The 15,648-nt window shown below is 69.1% G+C and carries 12 protein-coding genes; 1 reads left to right on the top strand and 11 read right to left on the bottom strand.

Features of this window, described 5'->3' with window-relative positions; all coding sequences use genetic code 11:
- Positions 1-15 precede the first annotated feature (15 nt).
- The 5 genes from HEB94_RS30805 to HEB94_RS30785 all read right to left on the bottom strand — a co-directional run bounded on the left by HEB94_RS30805 (position 16) and on the right by HEB94_RS30785 (position 6,424).
- Positions 16-1,182, bottom strand: a complete 1,167-nt coding sequence (locus tag HEB94_RS30805; protein WP_192753122.1) for an ABC transporter permease — start codon at positions 1,180-1,182, stop codon at positions 16-18.
- A 12-nt stretch (positions 1,183-1,194) separates the two neighbouring features.
- Positions 1,195-2,187: an ABC transporter permease subunit gene (locus HEB94_RS30800; protein WP_192753121.1), complete on the bottom strand. Its 993-nt coding sequence runs from the start codon at positions 2,185-2,187 to the stop codon at positions 1,195-1,197.
- A 46-nt stretch (positions 2,188-2,233) separates the two neighbouring features.
- Entirely contained in the window at positions 2,234-4,198 is a 1,965-nt protein-coding gene (locus HEB94_RS30795; protein ID WP_192753120.1) for an ABC transporter substrate-binding protein, read from the bottom strand.
- A gap of 642 nt (positions 4,199-4,840) precedes the next feature.
- Positions 4,841-5,578, bottom strand: a complete 738-nt coding sequence (locus tag HEB94_RS30790; protein ID WP_192753119.1) for a M50 family metallopeptidase — start codon at positions 5,576-5,578, stop codon at positions 4,841-4,843.
- A gap of 9 nt (positions 5,579-5,587) precedes the next feature.
- A complete protein-coding gene (locus HEB94_RS30785) occupies positions 5,588-6,424 on the bottom strand; it encodes an SDR family NAD(P)-dependent oxidoreductase (protein ID WP_192753118.1) in 837 nt (278 codons plus the stop codon).
- Between the two features lie 429 nt (positions 6,425-6,853).
- Here HEB94_RS30785 and HEB94_RS30780 point away from each other — a divergent pair, with 429 nt between their 5' ends.
- The gene (locus tag HEB94_RS30780) at positions 6,854-7,675 is read left to right on the top strand and encodes a siderophore-interacting protein (RefSeq protein WP_192753117.1); all 822 of its coding nucleotides are present in this window, start codon (positions 6,854-6,856) and stop codon (positions 7,673-7,675) included.
- Between the two features lie 22 nt (positions 7,676-7,697).
- Here HEB94_RS30780 and HEB94_RS30775 read toward each other — a convergent pair whose 3' ends face one another.
- The 6 genes from HEB94_RS30775 to rplT all read right to left on the bottom strand — a co-directional run bounded on the left by HEB94_RS30775 (position 7,698) and on the right by rplT (position 15,592).
- Positions 7,698-9,272 carry an MBL fold metallo-hydrolase gene (locus HEB94_RS30775; protein WP_192753116.1) on the bottom strand — a complete coding sequence of 525 codons (1,575 nt, stop codon included), beginning with the start codon at positions 9,270-9,272 and terminating at the stop codon, positions 7,698-7,700.
- A 301-nt stretch (positions 9,273-9,573) separates the two neighbouring features.
- Positions 9,574-10,428: an SDR family NAD(P)-dependent oxidoreductase gene (locus HEB94_RS30770; protein ID WP_192753115.1), complete on the bottom strand. Its 855-nt coding sequence runs from the start codon at positions 10,426-10,428 to the stop codon at positions 9,574-9,576.
- 74 nt (positions 10,429-10,502) lie between these two features.
- Positions 10,503-12,992, bottom strand: coding sequence for a phenylalanine--tRNA ligase subunit beta (gene pheT, locus HEB94_RS30765; RefSeq protein ID WP_192753114.1), 2,490 nt, complete (start codon positions 12,990-12,992; stop codon positions 10,503-10,505).
- The gene (gene pheS / locus HEB94_RS30760; RefSeq protein ID WP_192753113.1) at positions 12,992-14,101 is read right to left on the bottom strand and encodes a phenylalanine--tRNA ligase subunit alpha; all 1,110 of its coding nucleotides are present in this window, start codon (positions 14,099-14,101) and stop codon (positions 12,992-12,994) included. Before pheS ends, pheT begins: the two co-directional genes overlap by 1 nt.
- A gap of 194 nt (positions 14,102-14,295) precedes the next feature.
- Positions 14,296-15,159 (bottom strand): RNA methyltransferase, encoded by an 864-nt coding sequence (locus HEB94_RS30755; RefSeq protein ID WP_192753112.1) that lies wholly within the window; start codon positions 15,157-15,159, stop codon positions 14,296-14,298.
- Between the two features lie 55 nt (positions 15,160-15,214).
- Entirely contained in the window at positions 15,215-15,592 is a 378-nt protein-coding gene (rplT, locus tag HEB94_RS30750; protein WP_192753111.1) for a 50S ribosomal protein L20, read from the bottom strand.
- Positions 15,593-15,648 lie beyond the last annotated feature (56 nt).

Below are 15,648 nucleotides of genomic sequence, written 5' to 3'. Positions count from 1 at the left end.
ACATGGCCGGGACGTCTAGTGCTTGTAGGGGTCCGCTGCGTCGCGTAGGCCGTCACCCAAGAAGTTCAGCGACAGGACGGCGATCACCACCGTCACGCCTGGCAGCAACAGCCACGGTGCCGTGGCCACCGCCCGGATGTTCTGCGCTTCCTGGAGCAGAACGCCCCAGCTCACCACCGGCGACTGCAGGCCGAGACCGAGGAACGACAGCGACGTCTCGGCCAGGATCATGCCGGGGATGGACAGGGTCAGGGACGCGATGAGATAGCTCGAGAACGACGGCAGCATGTGCCGGAAGATGATGCGTGGCTGGCTCGCGCCGTCGACCTTGGCGGCGGTGACGAAGTCCTCCTCACGCAGGGAGAGGAAGCGACTTCGCACGACGCGGGCGAGGTGCGTCCACGCGATCATCGACAGGATCACCGTGACCGCGAAGTAGCGTTTCAACGGCCCCCAGCCAGGTGGCACCGCCGCCGCCAGGCCGAGCCAGAGCGGCAACGTGGGGATCGACATGAAGAACTCCACGGCCCGCTGGATCGCCGTGTCGACGATCCCGCCGAAGAAGCCCGATATCCCGCCGAGCACCACACCGAGCAGGAACGCGACCACCACACCGATCAGGCCGATCGACATCGAGACCCGGGTGCCGTGGATGATGCGCGACAACAGGTCGTGGCCGTTGCGGTCGGCGCCGAGGAGGTACATCGGCGGCGCCTTCGTACCCTCCTTGGCGCCGATCAGGTGACGGTCACCCGGGATCAGGCCCAACAGCTTGTAGGACTCACCGCGCGCGAACAGCCCCACGGGGATCTTCTTCGAGGTGTCCGTCGTCCAGGTCAGGTCCAGCGTCTCGGGGTCCTGCTCCGACTTGTAGCCGTAGACGTACAACCCCCAGTCGCCGTCGTCGACGACATGGATTCGTTGCGGTGGCGCGTAGGCGTAGTCGGGGTCGTAGTGGCCGCTCGAGTAGGGCGCGAGGAACTCCGCGAAGATCGCGATCATGTAGATCACGGCCGTCACGATCAGACCCGCGACCGCGAGCCGGTGTCGCTTGAAGCCCCACCACACGAGCTTCCACTGGGGGGCGACCGCGATGGCGGCGCCATCGGCAGCCGGGGTGTCGCCAGGCGGCGTGGGCGTGCTCGCCTCCGGGCGCTCGCCGGCAGGCAGTGTCTGCGTCATGGCTACTCCCGCCTAACCGTGGCCGAGCCGGACCCGCGGGTCCAGCCACGCCAGGAGAATGTCGGAGATCAGGGTTCCGATCACGGTCAGCACACTCACGATGAAGATGACCGACCCCGCGAGATACATGTCCTGGCTCTTCAGTGAGTCGAGGAGCAGCGGTCCGGTCGTCTGCAGCGACAGCACCTGCGCCACGATGACCTCGCCCGACACGAGCCCGGGGAGCACCCAACCGATCGTGGAGACGAACGGGTTCAGCGCGACACGGAGCGGATACTTCATCGTGAGCCGACGTTCGGGCATGCCACGGGCCCGCGCCGCGACGACGTACGGCTTGTGCAACTCGTCGAGCAGGTTCGCGCGCAGGACACGGATCAGGCCCGCCGTACCGGCGGCGCCCAGGACGACGACCGGCACCCACAGGTGTCCGAGCAGGTCTATGAGCTTGCCGAGGTTCCACGCGGAGTCGAGGTACTCCTGGGAGAACAACCCACCCACGCTCATGCCGAAGTAGTTCAGGCCGATCCACATCAGGACCAGGGCGAGCAGGAAGTCCGGGATCGCGAGGCCGATGAAGCCCAGCGTGGTGGCCACATAGTCACCGGCGGAGTACTGGCGAACGGCGGAGTAGACGCCGATCGGGAACGCCACCGCCCAGGTGAACAACAGGGTCGTGATCGCCAGCACGATGGTGAGCGGCAGTCTTTCCCCAAGCAGCGCGGAGACCGGTCTGTTCCACGCGAACGACATGCCGAAGTCGCCATGCAAAAGGATTCCGCTGATCCACTTCCAGTACTGCACCACGACCGGTTGGTCGAGCCCGTATCTGGCCGACAGGGATGCCAACTCCGCCTTGTCGATCTGGTCACCCTGCGCCTGCAACTGGGAGACGATCGTCGTCAGATAGTCGCCAGGGGGCAGTTGGATGATGACGAACGCCACCACCGAGATGACAAAGACGGTCGGCACCATCAGCATGACCCGTCGACCAATATAGGTCAACACGAAGGTGACCTCCTCACGCCGTTGTTCGAGATATGCCGCATCGCTTTCAAGAGATGAACCACTGCTCGGGGTTGCCGGGCGCGGGAGTGTTCATGACCGCGGACTCGGGCAGGTTGTTCGGGACGTTGTAGAAGTTGTCCTTGACGATTCCGTACGTGTTGGGAATGCGGACCGTGCCGATGCAGTAGAACTGCTCCTTGGCGATCTTCAGGATCTCCCGGAACAGTTGCTTCTGCTGCTCGACGTCGATGGTGGCCGTCAACTGCCAGTACAGCTCCATCTGCCGCAGCGTCGCCCCCGACGGCTTCTGGCCCCGCTTGCCTCGCGAGCTGAACCAGTCCGCCCACAGGACGGCGTAGAGAGACTCGTTGCTGAACGGGAAGTACCAACGAGGCTCGACGATCTCGATCTTGAGGCCGCCGTCGCCACTCCAGACCCCCGCGTCGTGCTGGTTCGCGAGGGGGTCCTTGCGTTCGTAGAACAGGGTCCGGTCCTCGCTCTTGGTCCTCACGTCGACGCCGACCTTGCGCCAGTACGCCGTGACCATCTCGGTGCCGTCGACCCAGGACGGCGTGACCGCCGGACTCGCCACCTCGATCTGGAAGACCAACCGCTTCCCGTCCGGGCGGAGCCGGAAGCCCTCGCCGTCCTTGCGGGTCAGACCCACCCGGTCCAGATGATCGTTGGCCCGGTCCGGGTCGTAGGCGGTGAACTGGGTGGCGAACTCCTCGTCGTAGAACTCCGACCGATCGTCTGGAGCGGCCTGCCACGGGACGCCCTGGCGCTGCCAGACCGACTTGATCATCTCCGGGCGGTCGATGGCATGGGACAGCCCGATCCGGAAGTCCTTGTTCTGGAAGATCTGCCGGAGTACGGGGTCCTTGTGGTTGAGGTTGAGCGAGAGCACGAGGTCGTTCATTACGGTGTTCTCGAGGGTGATGAAGTGGTACTTCCCCTTGCCGCGTCCACTTGCCAGGACCGGCTTGTTGGGGAGGGTGTTGATGTGCCGCGTACTCATGTCGACCTCGCCGGCGGTGGCCCGCAGCAGGATCACCTGCGCGTCGGAGATGACGTTGAACACGACGCGGTCGATGTAGGGAAGCTGACTGCCGTTCGGATCGGTCTTCCAGTAGTACGGGTTCCGTACGGCGACCACCTGGTTGCCCGTGCCGAGCGGGTTCTGGATCTCCCACGCGCACAGTGTCGGAAAGTCGGCGTTCGCCCAGCGGTCGGCCCGCGCACCGAACAGGTCGGTCCAGTCGGCGAGCTTCTCCTCCTTGGCCATCCGCACGGCCTCGGGGTTGTGCTCCTTGTGGAACTGCTCGAGGTAGTGCCGCGGGTAGGAGATCAGGGCGCCCTGATAGGCGAGCTTCTGGAGGAAGAGCCCGTTCGGCTTCGGGAAGGTCACCAGGACGGTGTGGGTGTCGACCTTCTCGAGCTTCGCCGGGACGCCGTCGCTGGTGATGTAGTCGGAGACGACCGGGCTGATCTCCTTGTTGAGCATCACGTCGTTGTAGGCGAACATCAGGTCGTCCGCGGTGAACGGCTGCCCGTCCGACCACTTCATCCCCTCGCGCAGCCTGATCCTGAACTCCCGCCCGTCGTCGGAGGCCTCGATCCTCTCGGCGATGTTCGGGACCACCTTCGTGCCGGTGGTGTCCCACCGCAGCAGCGTCTCGTAGCCGATCGTGCGGGAGAGCCAGGAGGTGTCCGCGGCGTTGAGCAGGACGCTGCGCCAGGTGCCGCCGTACACGCCCACGCTCTCGGTGTTCTGGACCACCAGCGGGATCTTCGGCATCCGTTCCGCGAGCTTCGGCAGCTTCCCCTGCTCGACGAGTGTCGACAGTGCCGGGGCTTCCTTGGCGTTCTTCGCCTTGACCCCAGCGGCACCGGGTCCGCTCGTCGGGTCGGTGGAAAGGAACGAACAGCTCGTCAGTGAAGCCACCGCGAGCGTGCCACCTCCCCATCGGAGCAGGTCTCGTCGGCTCGGACGTAGGTCATCGGGCGTCATCGCACAACCTCCTTCGTCTGGCCTTCGATCGAGCTGCCGAATGGGCAAGCGCTCTCCCGTGGCCCTTCCCGAGGGAACCTCAGATGTCAGGAACTGCTACGCACATCACCGGCCTCATGCCAACGCGTTTCTCGAACACCCTTGTCGAGGGTGGATGCGGCGACGATAAGCGAGTCTTGGGCCCCAAACAACAGCGACGACTGGCCGTGTACATCCGTCGTCCCATAGTGGTCGCGGACCCCCGATTTTCCGCGTTCTCGGGCCGGTCTCCGACCATCCGGAGACGGCCACGAGTCCCTTGGTCGGCGGCCTCGCGCCGATCGCCGATCGGCCCATCTCCTGGATACTCGGCCCGGTCAACGCACCGGACATCGCGATCCCCTGGACCGGTTCCAGGCACCCAGATCGGAGCCGGGCGGAAAAGAAGTGCGCAGAAATTGTCGAAACAACGTTGGACACGGCGGCCGCGAAAACTTAGCCTATGCACGGGAATGGGTCGGGGCATCGCGAGATCGCGGGGCATCTGGTCGAGTGCCGGGTGCCCCCGATCTCGCGTCCGCCCACTCGGCGACACCGAACGCGCGCCTCTCAGCGCCCGGCGGCTGCTCCCGTCACCCGGCCCTTCCTGTCACGCGGCTGCCGTCACAGCGCGGCCCACCACGCGCGGAGGTCCGCGAAGGGCACGAGCCAAGTCGCCGCGAGACCGAGCGCGCCCGCCGCGACCAGTCCGAACACCAGCAGCCACACCAGCCCGGGCACGCGGGTCAGCCGGGCCAACTGGTCGGGGTCTGAGTCCCTCGCGTGCCCGGCGGCCCGCTTGCGCTGCACCTCAGCGAGTGGCCGGAACGCCGCGAAGAGCAGGAACCACGTGAACGAGTAGGCCAGTGCCGCCTGCACCGCGGCCGAACCGAACCACGACACCACGAACAACGCCAGCGCCGTCACCAGGATGGAGACGACGCCGTACACGTTGCGCACCGCGAGGACCATCACCGCGAGCAGCGCGATGCTGATCCACAACAGGGCGGTGATCCGGCCCCACGTGAGCATGCCGGCGAAGCCCACCCCGAGCACGGACGGCGCGAGGTAGCCGGCGAGCGCTGTCGCGACCATTCCCGGTCCGGTCGGCCGCCCTCGCGAGATGGTGACGCCGGAGGTGTCGGAGTGGAGCCGGATGCCGGCGAGCCGTCGCCCCACGAACAGCGCGACGAGGGCGTGACCACCCTCGTGGGCGATGGTGACGACCCCGCGCAGGACCCGCCAGACCGCTCGGACCGCGACCGCGGCCAGGCCCGCCGCGGCGCAGCCGAGCACCCCGGCGAGCGGTAGCTGCCGCTGGGTTCCGAGCACTTCCTGCCACAACTGCCCCACACTCGACATGGCGCGAACCTACGCCGACGCCGGCAGCACGCGGCCGAGGATCTCGCCGGTGAGCTCCCGGAGCCTCGCCCGCGCCTCCCGGTCGTACGCCTGGCTGTCGGCGCGAGCCTCCCTGGTCCGGTCGAAGTACCGTCCGGTCACCTCGTCGAGGTCAGGTGCCGTGACGAGCCGGTACGTCGCCGCGGCCCCCTCCTCGAGGGTGCTCACCGGTTCGCGACCGGAGAGCCGCACCATGGACGTGTCCATGAACGTCGCGGGGTGGAGCGCATTGACCGTCACCCGGGCCGCACGCAACTCCTCCGCCAGGTCGAAGGTGAACATGACCTGGGCGAGTTTGCTGCGCCGATAGGCCAGCACGCCGGCGTACCCGTGGTCGATCATCGGATCGTCGAAGTCGATCGGCGCCTGCCCAGCCGACGCGACGTTGACGACTCGCGCCGGCGCGGACGCCTCCAGCAGGGGAAGCAGTCGCCGGGTGAGGTGGTAGCCGGCGAGGTAGTTGACCGCGAACCTCAGCTCCACACCGTCGGCGCTGAGCTCCCGGACGGAGCCCGGCTCACCGAAGCCGACCCCCGCGTTGTTGAGGAGTACGTCGAGCCGGTCGAAACGCTTCAGCACCTCATCGGCGAGCCGGTCGACCTGGTGGAGGTCGGCGAGGTCGGCGAGCAGGGTCTCCACCCGGCCGGGCCCTACGGCCAGCTCCTCGCGTAGACGGTCGAGTCGGGCCCGGTCACGGCCGTGCGCCAGCACGGTCACGCCCGCTCGGACCAGCTCACCCGCGAGGTGGCGCCCGAGACCGTCCGTCGCACCGGTCACCATGATCGTCTGCTCGGGCAGAGGACGCACGGAGCAACTCCCTTCGGATCGCGTATCCGGCGACCGTAGCTCAGCCGGCTGAGGAACCACCCGAGCGGAGGCGGGGCCACCGTTACCTGGGGAGAGGCGGGGTCACCGGTCCTCGCCGGCCGCCGGGAGGAGGCGCCGCGCCCTGGCGAAGTTCGGCATCACGCTGGCCGCCCGACTGTAGGCGGAGTACCTTAGGTCAGGCTAACCTAAAGAACTGGCGCCAGCGCGCCTCCGACAGCTTCGAGCCGACCATCCGCGGAACTCACCCGGTCCGTGATCGCGGCGGCTGCTCTGACCAATGCCCACTGTCCACGCGGCCGCGCACGCACGTGCCAGTGCCGCCTGGAAGGTCGTCGGGCGACCGGAACCGGTCGGACCGCCGGTCGCAGCACACCTCGCCGATCCACGTCGCAAGGAGCCGATCCCACCATGACGCAACACAGAGCCCGCTACCACGAGGTCGAGGTCGTCCAGACGCGGTGGCTGAGCCCGCACATGATCCGCGTGGTGTTCACCGCGGAGTCCCTCGCCGCCTTCGGTGACGACCTCCACGCCGACGCCTACGTCAAGGCCACCTTCGTCAAACCCGAACTCGGGCTCACTCCCCCGTACGATCTCGCGGAGCTGAGACTCCGGCTGGCACCGGAGGACCTGCCGGTACGCCGCACGTACACGGTGCGCTGGTACCACCAACCCGAACGCCAGGTCGCCATCGACTTCGTGGTCCACGGCGACGAGGGCGTCGCCGGACCGTGGGCCGCCGCCGCCGTGCCCGGAGACCACCTGGTGATCTCCAGTCCGGGCGGCGCCTACACCCCCCGTGCCGACGCCGACTGGCACCTGCTCGCCGGAGACGAAGCGGCCCTGCCGGCCATCGCCGCCGCTTTGGAGGCCATGCCGGCCGATGCGGTCGGTGACGCGTTCATCGAGGTGGACTCAGCCGACGAACACCAGGCGCTCTCCCACCCCGAAGGGATCCTGCTGCACTGGCTGCACCGGGAGGGTGTCCCGGCCGGGACCTCGACCGTGCTCGTGGACGCGGTCACCAAGAGCCCGTGGCGCGAAGGCACGGTGCAGGTCTTCGTCCACGGCGAGCGCGGCATGGTCAAGGAACTGCGGAACTACCTCAAGGACGTCCACGCCGTGTCCCGCGAGCAGCTCTCGCTGTCCGGCTACTGGGCGTACGGGAGGGCCGAGGACCGGTTCCAGGCCGAGAAGCGCGAACCCATCGGGCAGATCTCGCTCGACTAGGACACGGCCCGGGAGCCAGCCCTCAGTCCTCCGGAACCTCGTGCTGCTCCTCCTGCGTCGGCTCCGCACCGGCCGGCACCCGCCTCGCCCGGATCGGCTTGTCGCTCGCGGTGATGCAGCGCCCCGTCGTCAGGTCGAACTCGTACCCGTGCATCGAGCACCGCAGGGTGTCACCGTCGACCACCCCGAAGTACCCGAGGTCGGCCTGGCGATGCGGGCACTTGCGCTGGACCAGCCAGTCGCCGAGCTGGATCTCCTCGGCCGTGTCCTCCTGCGTGGCGTACCACCGTTCGGCGTAGGCCATGCGCTCGGGCGAGAGGCACTTGAAGAAGGTGTAGACGAACTCGTTGTACGGCCCGATCCGGGAGGCGCTGAAGCGCATGCTGAGGAACAGGCTGTTCACCCAGTCGATCTCGTGGATCGCGATGACGTGCTCGATGAGCGGCTGCTCGAAGCGGAACCGGTACCTGCACTTCTCGCCGTTCCACCGGCGCACCTCACGGTCGACGAAGTCGATGACGAGCTTCTCGCGGTCGCCGATCTCGAGCAGCAACTGCGCACCGACCCCGGTGCTGATGTTGTCCGCGACCCGCAGCAGGGGTTCGAACCACGCCTTCAGCTCCGCCAGGAAGTCGATCCCCGGCGACGGCCAGGACGCCTTCTCGCTGTCGATCTGCCCGCGTCGGCGTTCGGCGTAGGCGCGGAGGTACTTGGCCTTGTCCTGGTAGGGCCGGAACGCGTCCTCGCCCCGGTGGACCACCTCGACCCGGCCCTCCGAGACCGTCATGACACTGCCCGGAAGCATCGTCCGGCCGTTGTCACGCCCGTTTTCCCGGAGGTACTCCATGAAGACCGGGTGGTCGGGGAACGGGTTCGCGGGCGAATTGTCGATGTCGTTGTAGGCGATCAGGTCGTCGTCCAGAAAGGCCGCCGGACCCGCCGACGGTACGACGAAGCTCGCGTCGATCTCCTCGACGTAGCGATAGGCGCGAGCGAGACCGTTGGCCCGTTTGCTGGTCCCGAACGAAATCTTGGCGTTGTCGGGAAGGTCGTAGACGAGCGGCCACCAGTTCGCACCGGAGAACTGCAGGAAATGCACGTCATAATGCCCGAACGCGCGCACCTGCTCCAGATCCAACGGCTTAGCGTCGTTCTGGTTGAGGATCCGTGCGGTGCCGTCGTCGACGGCCAGTGCCGAGTCGCCGATCGGCCCGTCGCTGGGAGACACGAGCGCCACGATCATCACCCGAAGTGAACCTCCGAGGGTGATCGGCTCCGAGTTCGGGACGGTGATGAAGTTGGTGAACCCGATGTCGCGGAGGGTGTACTCCAGGTCCGTCGTCCGGTAGTCCGGGAGCAGCACCGTCGTGTCGTGAGCGACGCCCTTGCGCAGGTGTTCGGGATCGAAGTGGTCTCGGTGCAGGTGAGAGATGTAGAGATAGTCGGGATTTCGGTAGGACGCCCAGTCCAGACCCGAGTTGTCAGGGAACGGAAACCACGACGCGAAGTAGGCAGGATTCACCCACGGGTCGCACAGAATTGTTCCCGCCGCCGTCTCGATGTAGAAACCGGCATGGCCGATCGACGTAACCCTCATGACGTTGACGTTCCCTCTTATTGTCGACGAGGTGTTCTCAATGGAACGTACCCACTGAGAAGCCGTCATGACTGCCTATTGGCTACCTCACATCGTGAGAGGGGTAGCCATTCTTCGCATCGGCGAGAAGAAGGGTATTCGCTCAATACGGAGCGACAAATAAATGCCAGAATTTGTACGACGCTTGACCCGACGGCGTTACCCGACCGCGCGGAGTGCGCCCCGAAGTTCAGTGCGGCGCACCGACGAGACGAACAAACGAATGGTCTGCCACCTCCGGGGCAGGATCCCCGGTCGACCCTCAGCCGAGCGGGTCTGCTGGTCCGTACGAGCGCAACCGCAGCGTCCGCGCGTCGATTCGGCCGAGTTCGGCCGCCGCCGGTAGCAGCGCCTCGACGTCGTCGGTCCCGGCCCGGAGGTACCGGCCGGACAGCGGGTCGAGCCGCCCCTGGGCCACCTTGACCACGAGGTCGGTGAACGCCTCCGGCGGTGTCCACGACGTCCGCCCCTGGTGCATCTCCATCGAGCGGGTCATGTCCGTCTCGATGTGCCCGGGTGAGATGTCGAACGCCGTCACCCCCGCCTCGCCCGCGGCTGCCACGATCGAGCCGGTGAGGCGCAGCAACCCCGCCTTCGCCGCGCCGTACGCGCTGTAGATGGCGCTGTCGCGGATCGCGGCGCCGCTGGTGACGTTGACGACGCGACCGCGCCCACGGGCCACCATCTCGGGGAGCACCGCGCGGGCGAAGAGGTACGGTCCGCGCAGGTCTGCCTCGACGACCGCCCACCACTCCTCCGGGTCGGTCTCCCAGAGCGGAACCTCGCGGGACTCGATCCGTCCGGCGTTGTTGACCAGCAGGTCCACCGACCCGAACGCCGACCGCACGGCCTCGACCGCGGCGTCCACCTCATCGCGGCTCGTCACCTCGGCCACCGCCACGACCGCCTGTCCCCCGGCCGCGACGCACTCCTCACGGACCTTCGCGAGCGCGTCGCCGTCGCGCGCGGTCAGACCGAGTGCGAGCCCCTCTCGGGCCAGGGCCACCGCCACCTCCCGACCGATGCCGCGGCTCGCGCCCGTCACCAGGGCAACCGCGCTGGCCGGGTTCGACGGGCTCGCCGGGCTCTCCGCGGACGACTCCTCGGTGGCAGGCATGCGGCTCCTACGTGAGTGGATCGGACGTGAGCGGGACGGACGTGAGCGGGTCGGAGGACTCGGACGGCCCCGCCTCAGGCTCCGCGCTGGCTGGCTCCGGTCCGCCTGGCCGCCGCGGCCACCGCGGCCTGCTTCGCCGCGCTCACCTCGGCCTCGGTGAGGGTACGGTCAGGCGCCCGGAAGCGCAGCGCGAACGCCAGCGACTTCGTCCCCTCGGCGACGCGTTCACCGGTGTAGATGTCGAACAGGCGCACCGACTCGAGCAACTCCCCGGCACCGGCGCGCAGCGCCGCCTCGACGGCAGCGACCGGCACCTGGGCGTCGACCAGCAGGGCGACGTCCTCCTTCGCGGGCGGGTACGACGACACCTTCGGCGCGCGCACCGGTCCGGCGACCGCACCGAGCCGGTCGATCTCCAGCTCCATCGCCGCCGCCCGTGCCGGCAGGCCGTAGGCCTCGATCACCTTCGGGTGGAGCTCGCCGGCGTGCCCGACGAGGCGGCCGTCGACCTCGAGGATCGCGCATCGACCGGGATGCCACGGCGCGTGCTCGTCGGAACGGACGGTGAGGTTCACCCCGGCAGCGGCCGCGACCGTGCGGGCCGCCTCGATCGCATCGGCCCACCCGGCCGGACGTGCCGGACCCCACCAACCGGCCGGCTGGCGATCTCCGGTCAGGACGACCGCGACCCGGCGGGGCTGGCCCGGAAGCGCGGCGTCGAGGGCCGCGATCTGCTCGTCTGTGGGCGGGTGGTCGACCGGCAGCCGCGGCGCCCGCGGGGCGTCCCCGGTGGGCCGGAACACCGCGCCCGTCTCGAACAGCGCGAGGTCGGTCATGCCGCGCCCGACGTTGCGGCGTGCCGTGGCGAGCAGGCCGGGCAGCAGCGTGGTGCGCAGCAGCGGCTCCTCCTCCGACAGCGGGTTGGCGAGCGCCAGCGCCTGGCGGCGCGCGTCGTCGGCGGGCAGCCGAAGCCGGTCGAAGTCGGCGGTGCCGACGAAGGGATAGCTCAACACCTCGACGTAGCCGGCCCCCGCGAGCAGCCGGCCGATCGTACGCCGCAGCCGCTGGCTCGGCGTGAGCCCGAGTCCGGGCGGGGCGACGGGCAGCACACTCGGCACCGCGTCGTAGCCCTCGAGGCGGATGACCTCCTCGGCGAAGTCGTTCGGGTCGGTGAGGTCGGGACGCCACGAGGGAGGCGTCACCCGCAGGTCCTCGCCGTCGACCTCGACGGTGCATCCCACGTCGCGCAGCCGGCCCACGGTGCGCTCGGCGGGAATGGTGTAGCCGGCCACCCTGCTCGCGTGGTCGGCGGGCATCGTGCGGGTCAGCTGCTCCGGGGGCGTTCCCACCACGGTGGTGCCGTCCTCGATCCGGCCACCGCCGAGGTCGACCAGCAGCTCCGCGACCCGACGGGCCGCGGCGACCTGGATGCGCGGGTCGACGCCACGCTCGAAGCGCTTGGACGCCTCACTGGACAGCTTGTGTCGACGCGAGGTCCGGGCGATCGCCACCGGGTCCCAGAACGCCGCCTCGACGACGATGTCGCGCGTGGTCGAGGAGAGCTCGGTCGTGGCACCACCCATGACGCCGCCGAGTCCGACCGGACCGGAGTCGTCGGTGACCACGAGGTCTTCCGGATCCAGCGCACGGGTGACGCCGTCGAGGGTCTGCAGCTTCTCCCCCGGTTCGGCCCGGCGTACGACGATCGGCCCACGCAGCAGGGACTTGTCCCAGCCGTGGATCGGCTGACCGATCTCCAACATGACGTAGTTGGTGACGTCGACGGCCAGCGAGATCGGACGCATGCCGGCCAGCTGGACGCGCCGCTCCAGCCAGCGTGGGCTCGGCCGCTCCGGATCGAAGCCGACGACCGTGACGGCGGCGAAGACCGGGCAGCCGGTCTGGTCCTCGACCCGGACCGGGTACCCCTCCTCGCCAGCCGGCGGCAGGTCGGCCGCCCGGTCGGTCACCGGGTCGGTGAACGTCGCGCCGAACGCCGTCGCTGCCTCGCGGGCCACACCGCGTACGGACATGGTGTAGCCGCGGTCGGGCGTGACGGCGATGTCGAGCACGTCGTCGCGCAGGTGGAGGAGCGCGGCCGCGTCGTCGCCCGGGGTCGCCTCGTCGGCGTCGAGGATGAGGATGCCGTCGTGGTCCTCGCCGAGCCCGAGTTCGGCGACCGAGCAGATCATGCCGTCGGAGACGTGACCGTAGGTCTTGCGCGCGGTGATGGTGAAGTCACCCGGGAGGGTGGTGCCGGGAAGCGCGACGACGACCAGGTCGCCCTCCGCGAAGTTGCGGGCGCCACACACGATGCCGCGCGGCTCCGCACCCTGCTCCCCCACATCGACCGAGCACCACCGCACGGTCTTACCGTTCTTGTGGGTCTCCTCGGTGAACGAGAGGACCCGCCCGACCACGAGCGGCCCAACGACGTCGGCGCCCTCATGGTCGACGGACTCCACCTCGAGGCCGGCCCGGATCAGCCCATCGCCGACCTCGCGGGCCGACACCTCCGCGGGCAGGTCGACGTACTCACGCAGCCACGACATCGGGACCCGCATCAGATCTCCCCTCCGAACGGCCGGGTGAAGCGCACGTCACCCTCGACCATGTCACGCATGTCCTCGATGCCGTTGCGGAACATCAGCGTCCGCTCGATGCCCATCCCGAACGCGAAGCCGGAGTACCGGTCGGCGTCCACACCGCAGGCGGTCAGCACCCGCGGGTTGACGATGCCGCAGCCACCCCACTCGATCCAGCCCTCGCTGGCGCAGGTCCGGCACGGGCGGTCGGGGTTGCCGACCGACTCGCCGCGGCAGACGAAGCACTGCAGGTCGAGCTCGGCACTCGGCTCGGTGAAGGGGAAGTAGTAGGGCCGCAGCCTGGTCTTCAGACCGGCGCCGAACATCGCCTCGGCGAAGTGGTCGAGAGTGCCCTTCAGGTGGGCCATGGTGATGCCCTCGTCGACGACCAGACCCTCGACCTGGTGGAAGACGGGCGTGTGGGTCGCGTCGAGCTCGTCGGTGCGGTAGACGCGACCGGGCGCGACGACGTAGATCGGTGGCTTGCGGCTCAACATCGTCCGGGCCTGCGCGGGCGAGGTATGCGTACGCAGGACGAGGCCCCGCTCCGGCGGGTCGACGAAGAACGTGTCCATCGTGGTGCGGGCCGGATGGTCCGGCGGGATGTTGAGCGCGTCGAAGTTCAGCCATTCGGCCTCGACCTCGGGTCCCTCGACGACCTCCCAGCCCATCGCGACGAAGACGTCCGCGATCCACTCCTGGGTGGTCGTGAGGGGGTGTCGGGCCCCGCGCGGCTCGAGATCCCAGGGGACCGTGACGTCGACGGCCTCCTCGACCAGGATCCGGGCCTCCCGCTCGACCTCGAGGGCGGCCTGTCGCGCGGTGAGCGCCTCGTTGACGTCCCGTCGGGCCGAGCCGACCCGCATCCCGGCCTCCTTGCGGGCCTGCGGCGGAAGGGCGCCGATCTCACGGTTGGCGAGGCCCAGCGGGCTGCGGTCACCCGCGTGCGCCAGACGGACGGCCCTCAGCGCCTCGAGGTCACCGGCGGCCGCGACCGCGGCGAGCGCCTCGTCACGCATCCGGTCCACCTCGGTGGCGTGCAGGGGCGTGACCTCGACGGGATCGTAGTTGGAGTTCGGGCCCGACATCTTTCGCGGAGTTCCCCTCATCAAGGCGTTCGCCGGTCAGCGGCGTACGCCTGGCCTGCGAAGCTAGCCGTACGCCCGGAAAGTCTAGGCAGGGGCGGTGAAGCGACCGCAGCCGCGCCCGATCGGCGCCGTTTCGGCCCCGCGGACGCGGCCCAAGCGGACGATCCCAGATCGGGCAAGCCCGGCGTTCCCTGTCATTCCGCGGCACTCACCCCGCCGGCGACCTCCGCTGCCCGGCAGCCGCCGGGCGCGCGTTGGGCGTTCGCCGAGGCGTACAGGCAGACCGCCGCGGCCGTCGCCAGGTTGAGGCTCTCGGCCCGTCCGTAGACCGGCACCCGCACGACGGCGTCGGCCAGGTCGCGGGTCGCGGCTGGGAGACCCCAGGCCTCGTTGCCGAAGATCCAGGCCGTCGGCCCGGACAGCAGGCCGCGTTCGGCGGCCTTGGTGAGATCCAGCTCCCCTGCCCCGTCGGCAGCGAGGACGGTGACGCCCTGGTCGCGTAACCCGGCCACGCCGACCGCGGCGGGCACGCCCACCGCCACCGGGAGGTGGAAGAGGCTGCCCGCCGAGGCGCGGACGCACTTCGGGTTGTAGACGTCGACCGAGGCGTCGGACAGAACCACCGCGTCGGCGCCGGCCGCATCGGCACAGCGCAGCACGGTGCCCGCATTGCCGGGGTCCCGCACCTGGGCGAGGACGGCGACGAGCCGGGGCGACGCCGCGACGACGTCGTCGTAGGGCACGTCGACGAACCGGCACACCGCCAGCACGCCCTGGGGCGTGACCGTCTGGGCGAGGGAGTCGAACACCTCGCCGGACACGAGTCGCAGGGGGACACCTTCGCGCGCCGCCGCCTCGACGAGGTCGGCGTTGCGCTCAGCGGCAGGACCTGTCGCGAACAGTTCCTGGACGACGCCGGGCAGCGTGAGCGCCTCGCTCACGGCCTGCGGACCCTCGGCCAGGAACTGACGTCCGCGGGCCCGGAACGCGCGCTTGATCAGGCGCCGAGCCGCCGTCACCCGGCTTGAGCGGGTGTCGGTGAGCTCGGGGCCTGTCACGCGGGCTGAGATGGACAATTGATCGACGCTTCGGAGTGCGACGGTGACGTGCTGATCAGGCCGCGGCTTCCGTTTCGGTCGGCAGGGCCTGCCGCGCGACCTCGACCAGGGCGGTGAACGCCGCCGCGTCGGTGACCGCGAGGTCGGCCAGAATCTTGCGGTCGACCTCGACACCGGCGGCCTTCAGGCCCTGGATCAGCCGGTTGTAGGTGATGCCGTTCTGGCGCGCCGCGGCGTTGATACGGGTAATCCACAGTCGGCGGAAATCACCCTTGCGGACGCGACGGTCGCGGTAGGCGTAGACGAGCGAGTGGGTGACCTGCTCCTTCGCCTTGCGGTAGAGGCGCGAGCGCTGGCCGCGGTATCCCTTGGCCTTCTCGAGGACGTCGCGACGCTTCTTGTGGGCGTTGACCGCCCGCTTCACGCGTGCCACTGGCGAGCTCCTTGCTCAGACTGCCGCGCTCCTGTGACGGAGTGCGGGGTGCTTCA

Source organism: Actinopolymorpha pittospori (assembly GCF_014873875.1).
Lineage (GTDB): Bacteria > Actinomycetota > Actinomycetes > Propionibacteriales > Actinopolymorphaceae > Actinopolymorpha > Actinopolymorpha pittospori.
Note: the sequence above shows the minus strand (reverse complement) of the source record. Positions and strands in the feature narration are given on the sequence as shown.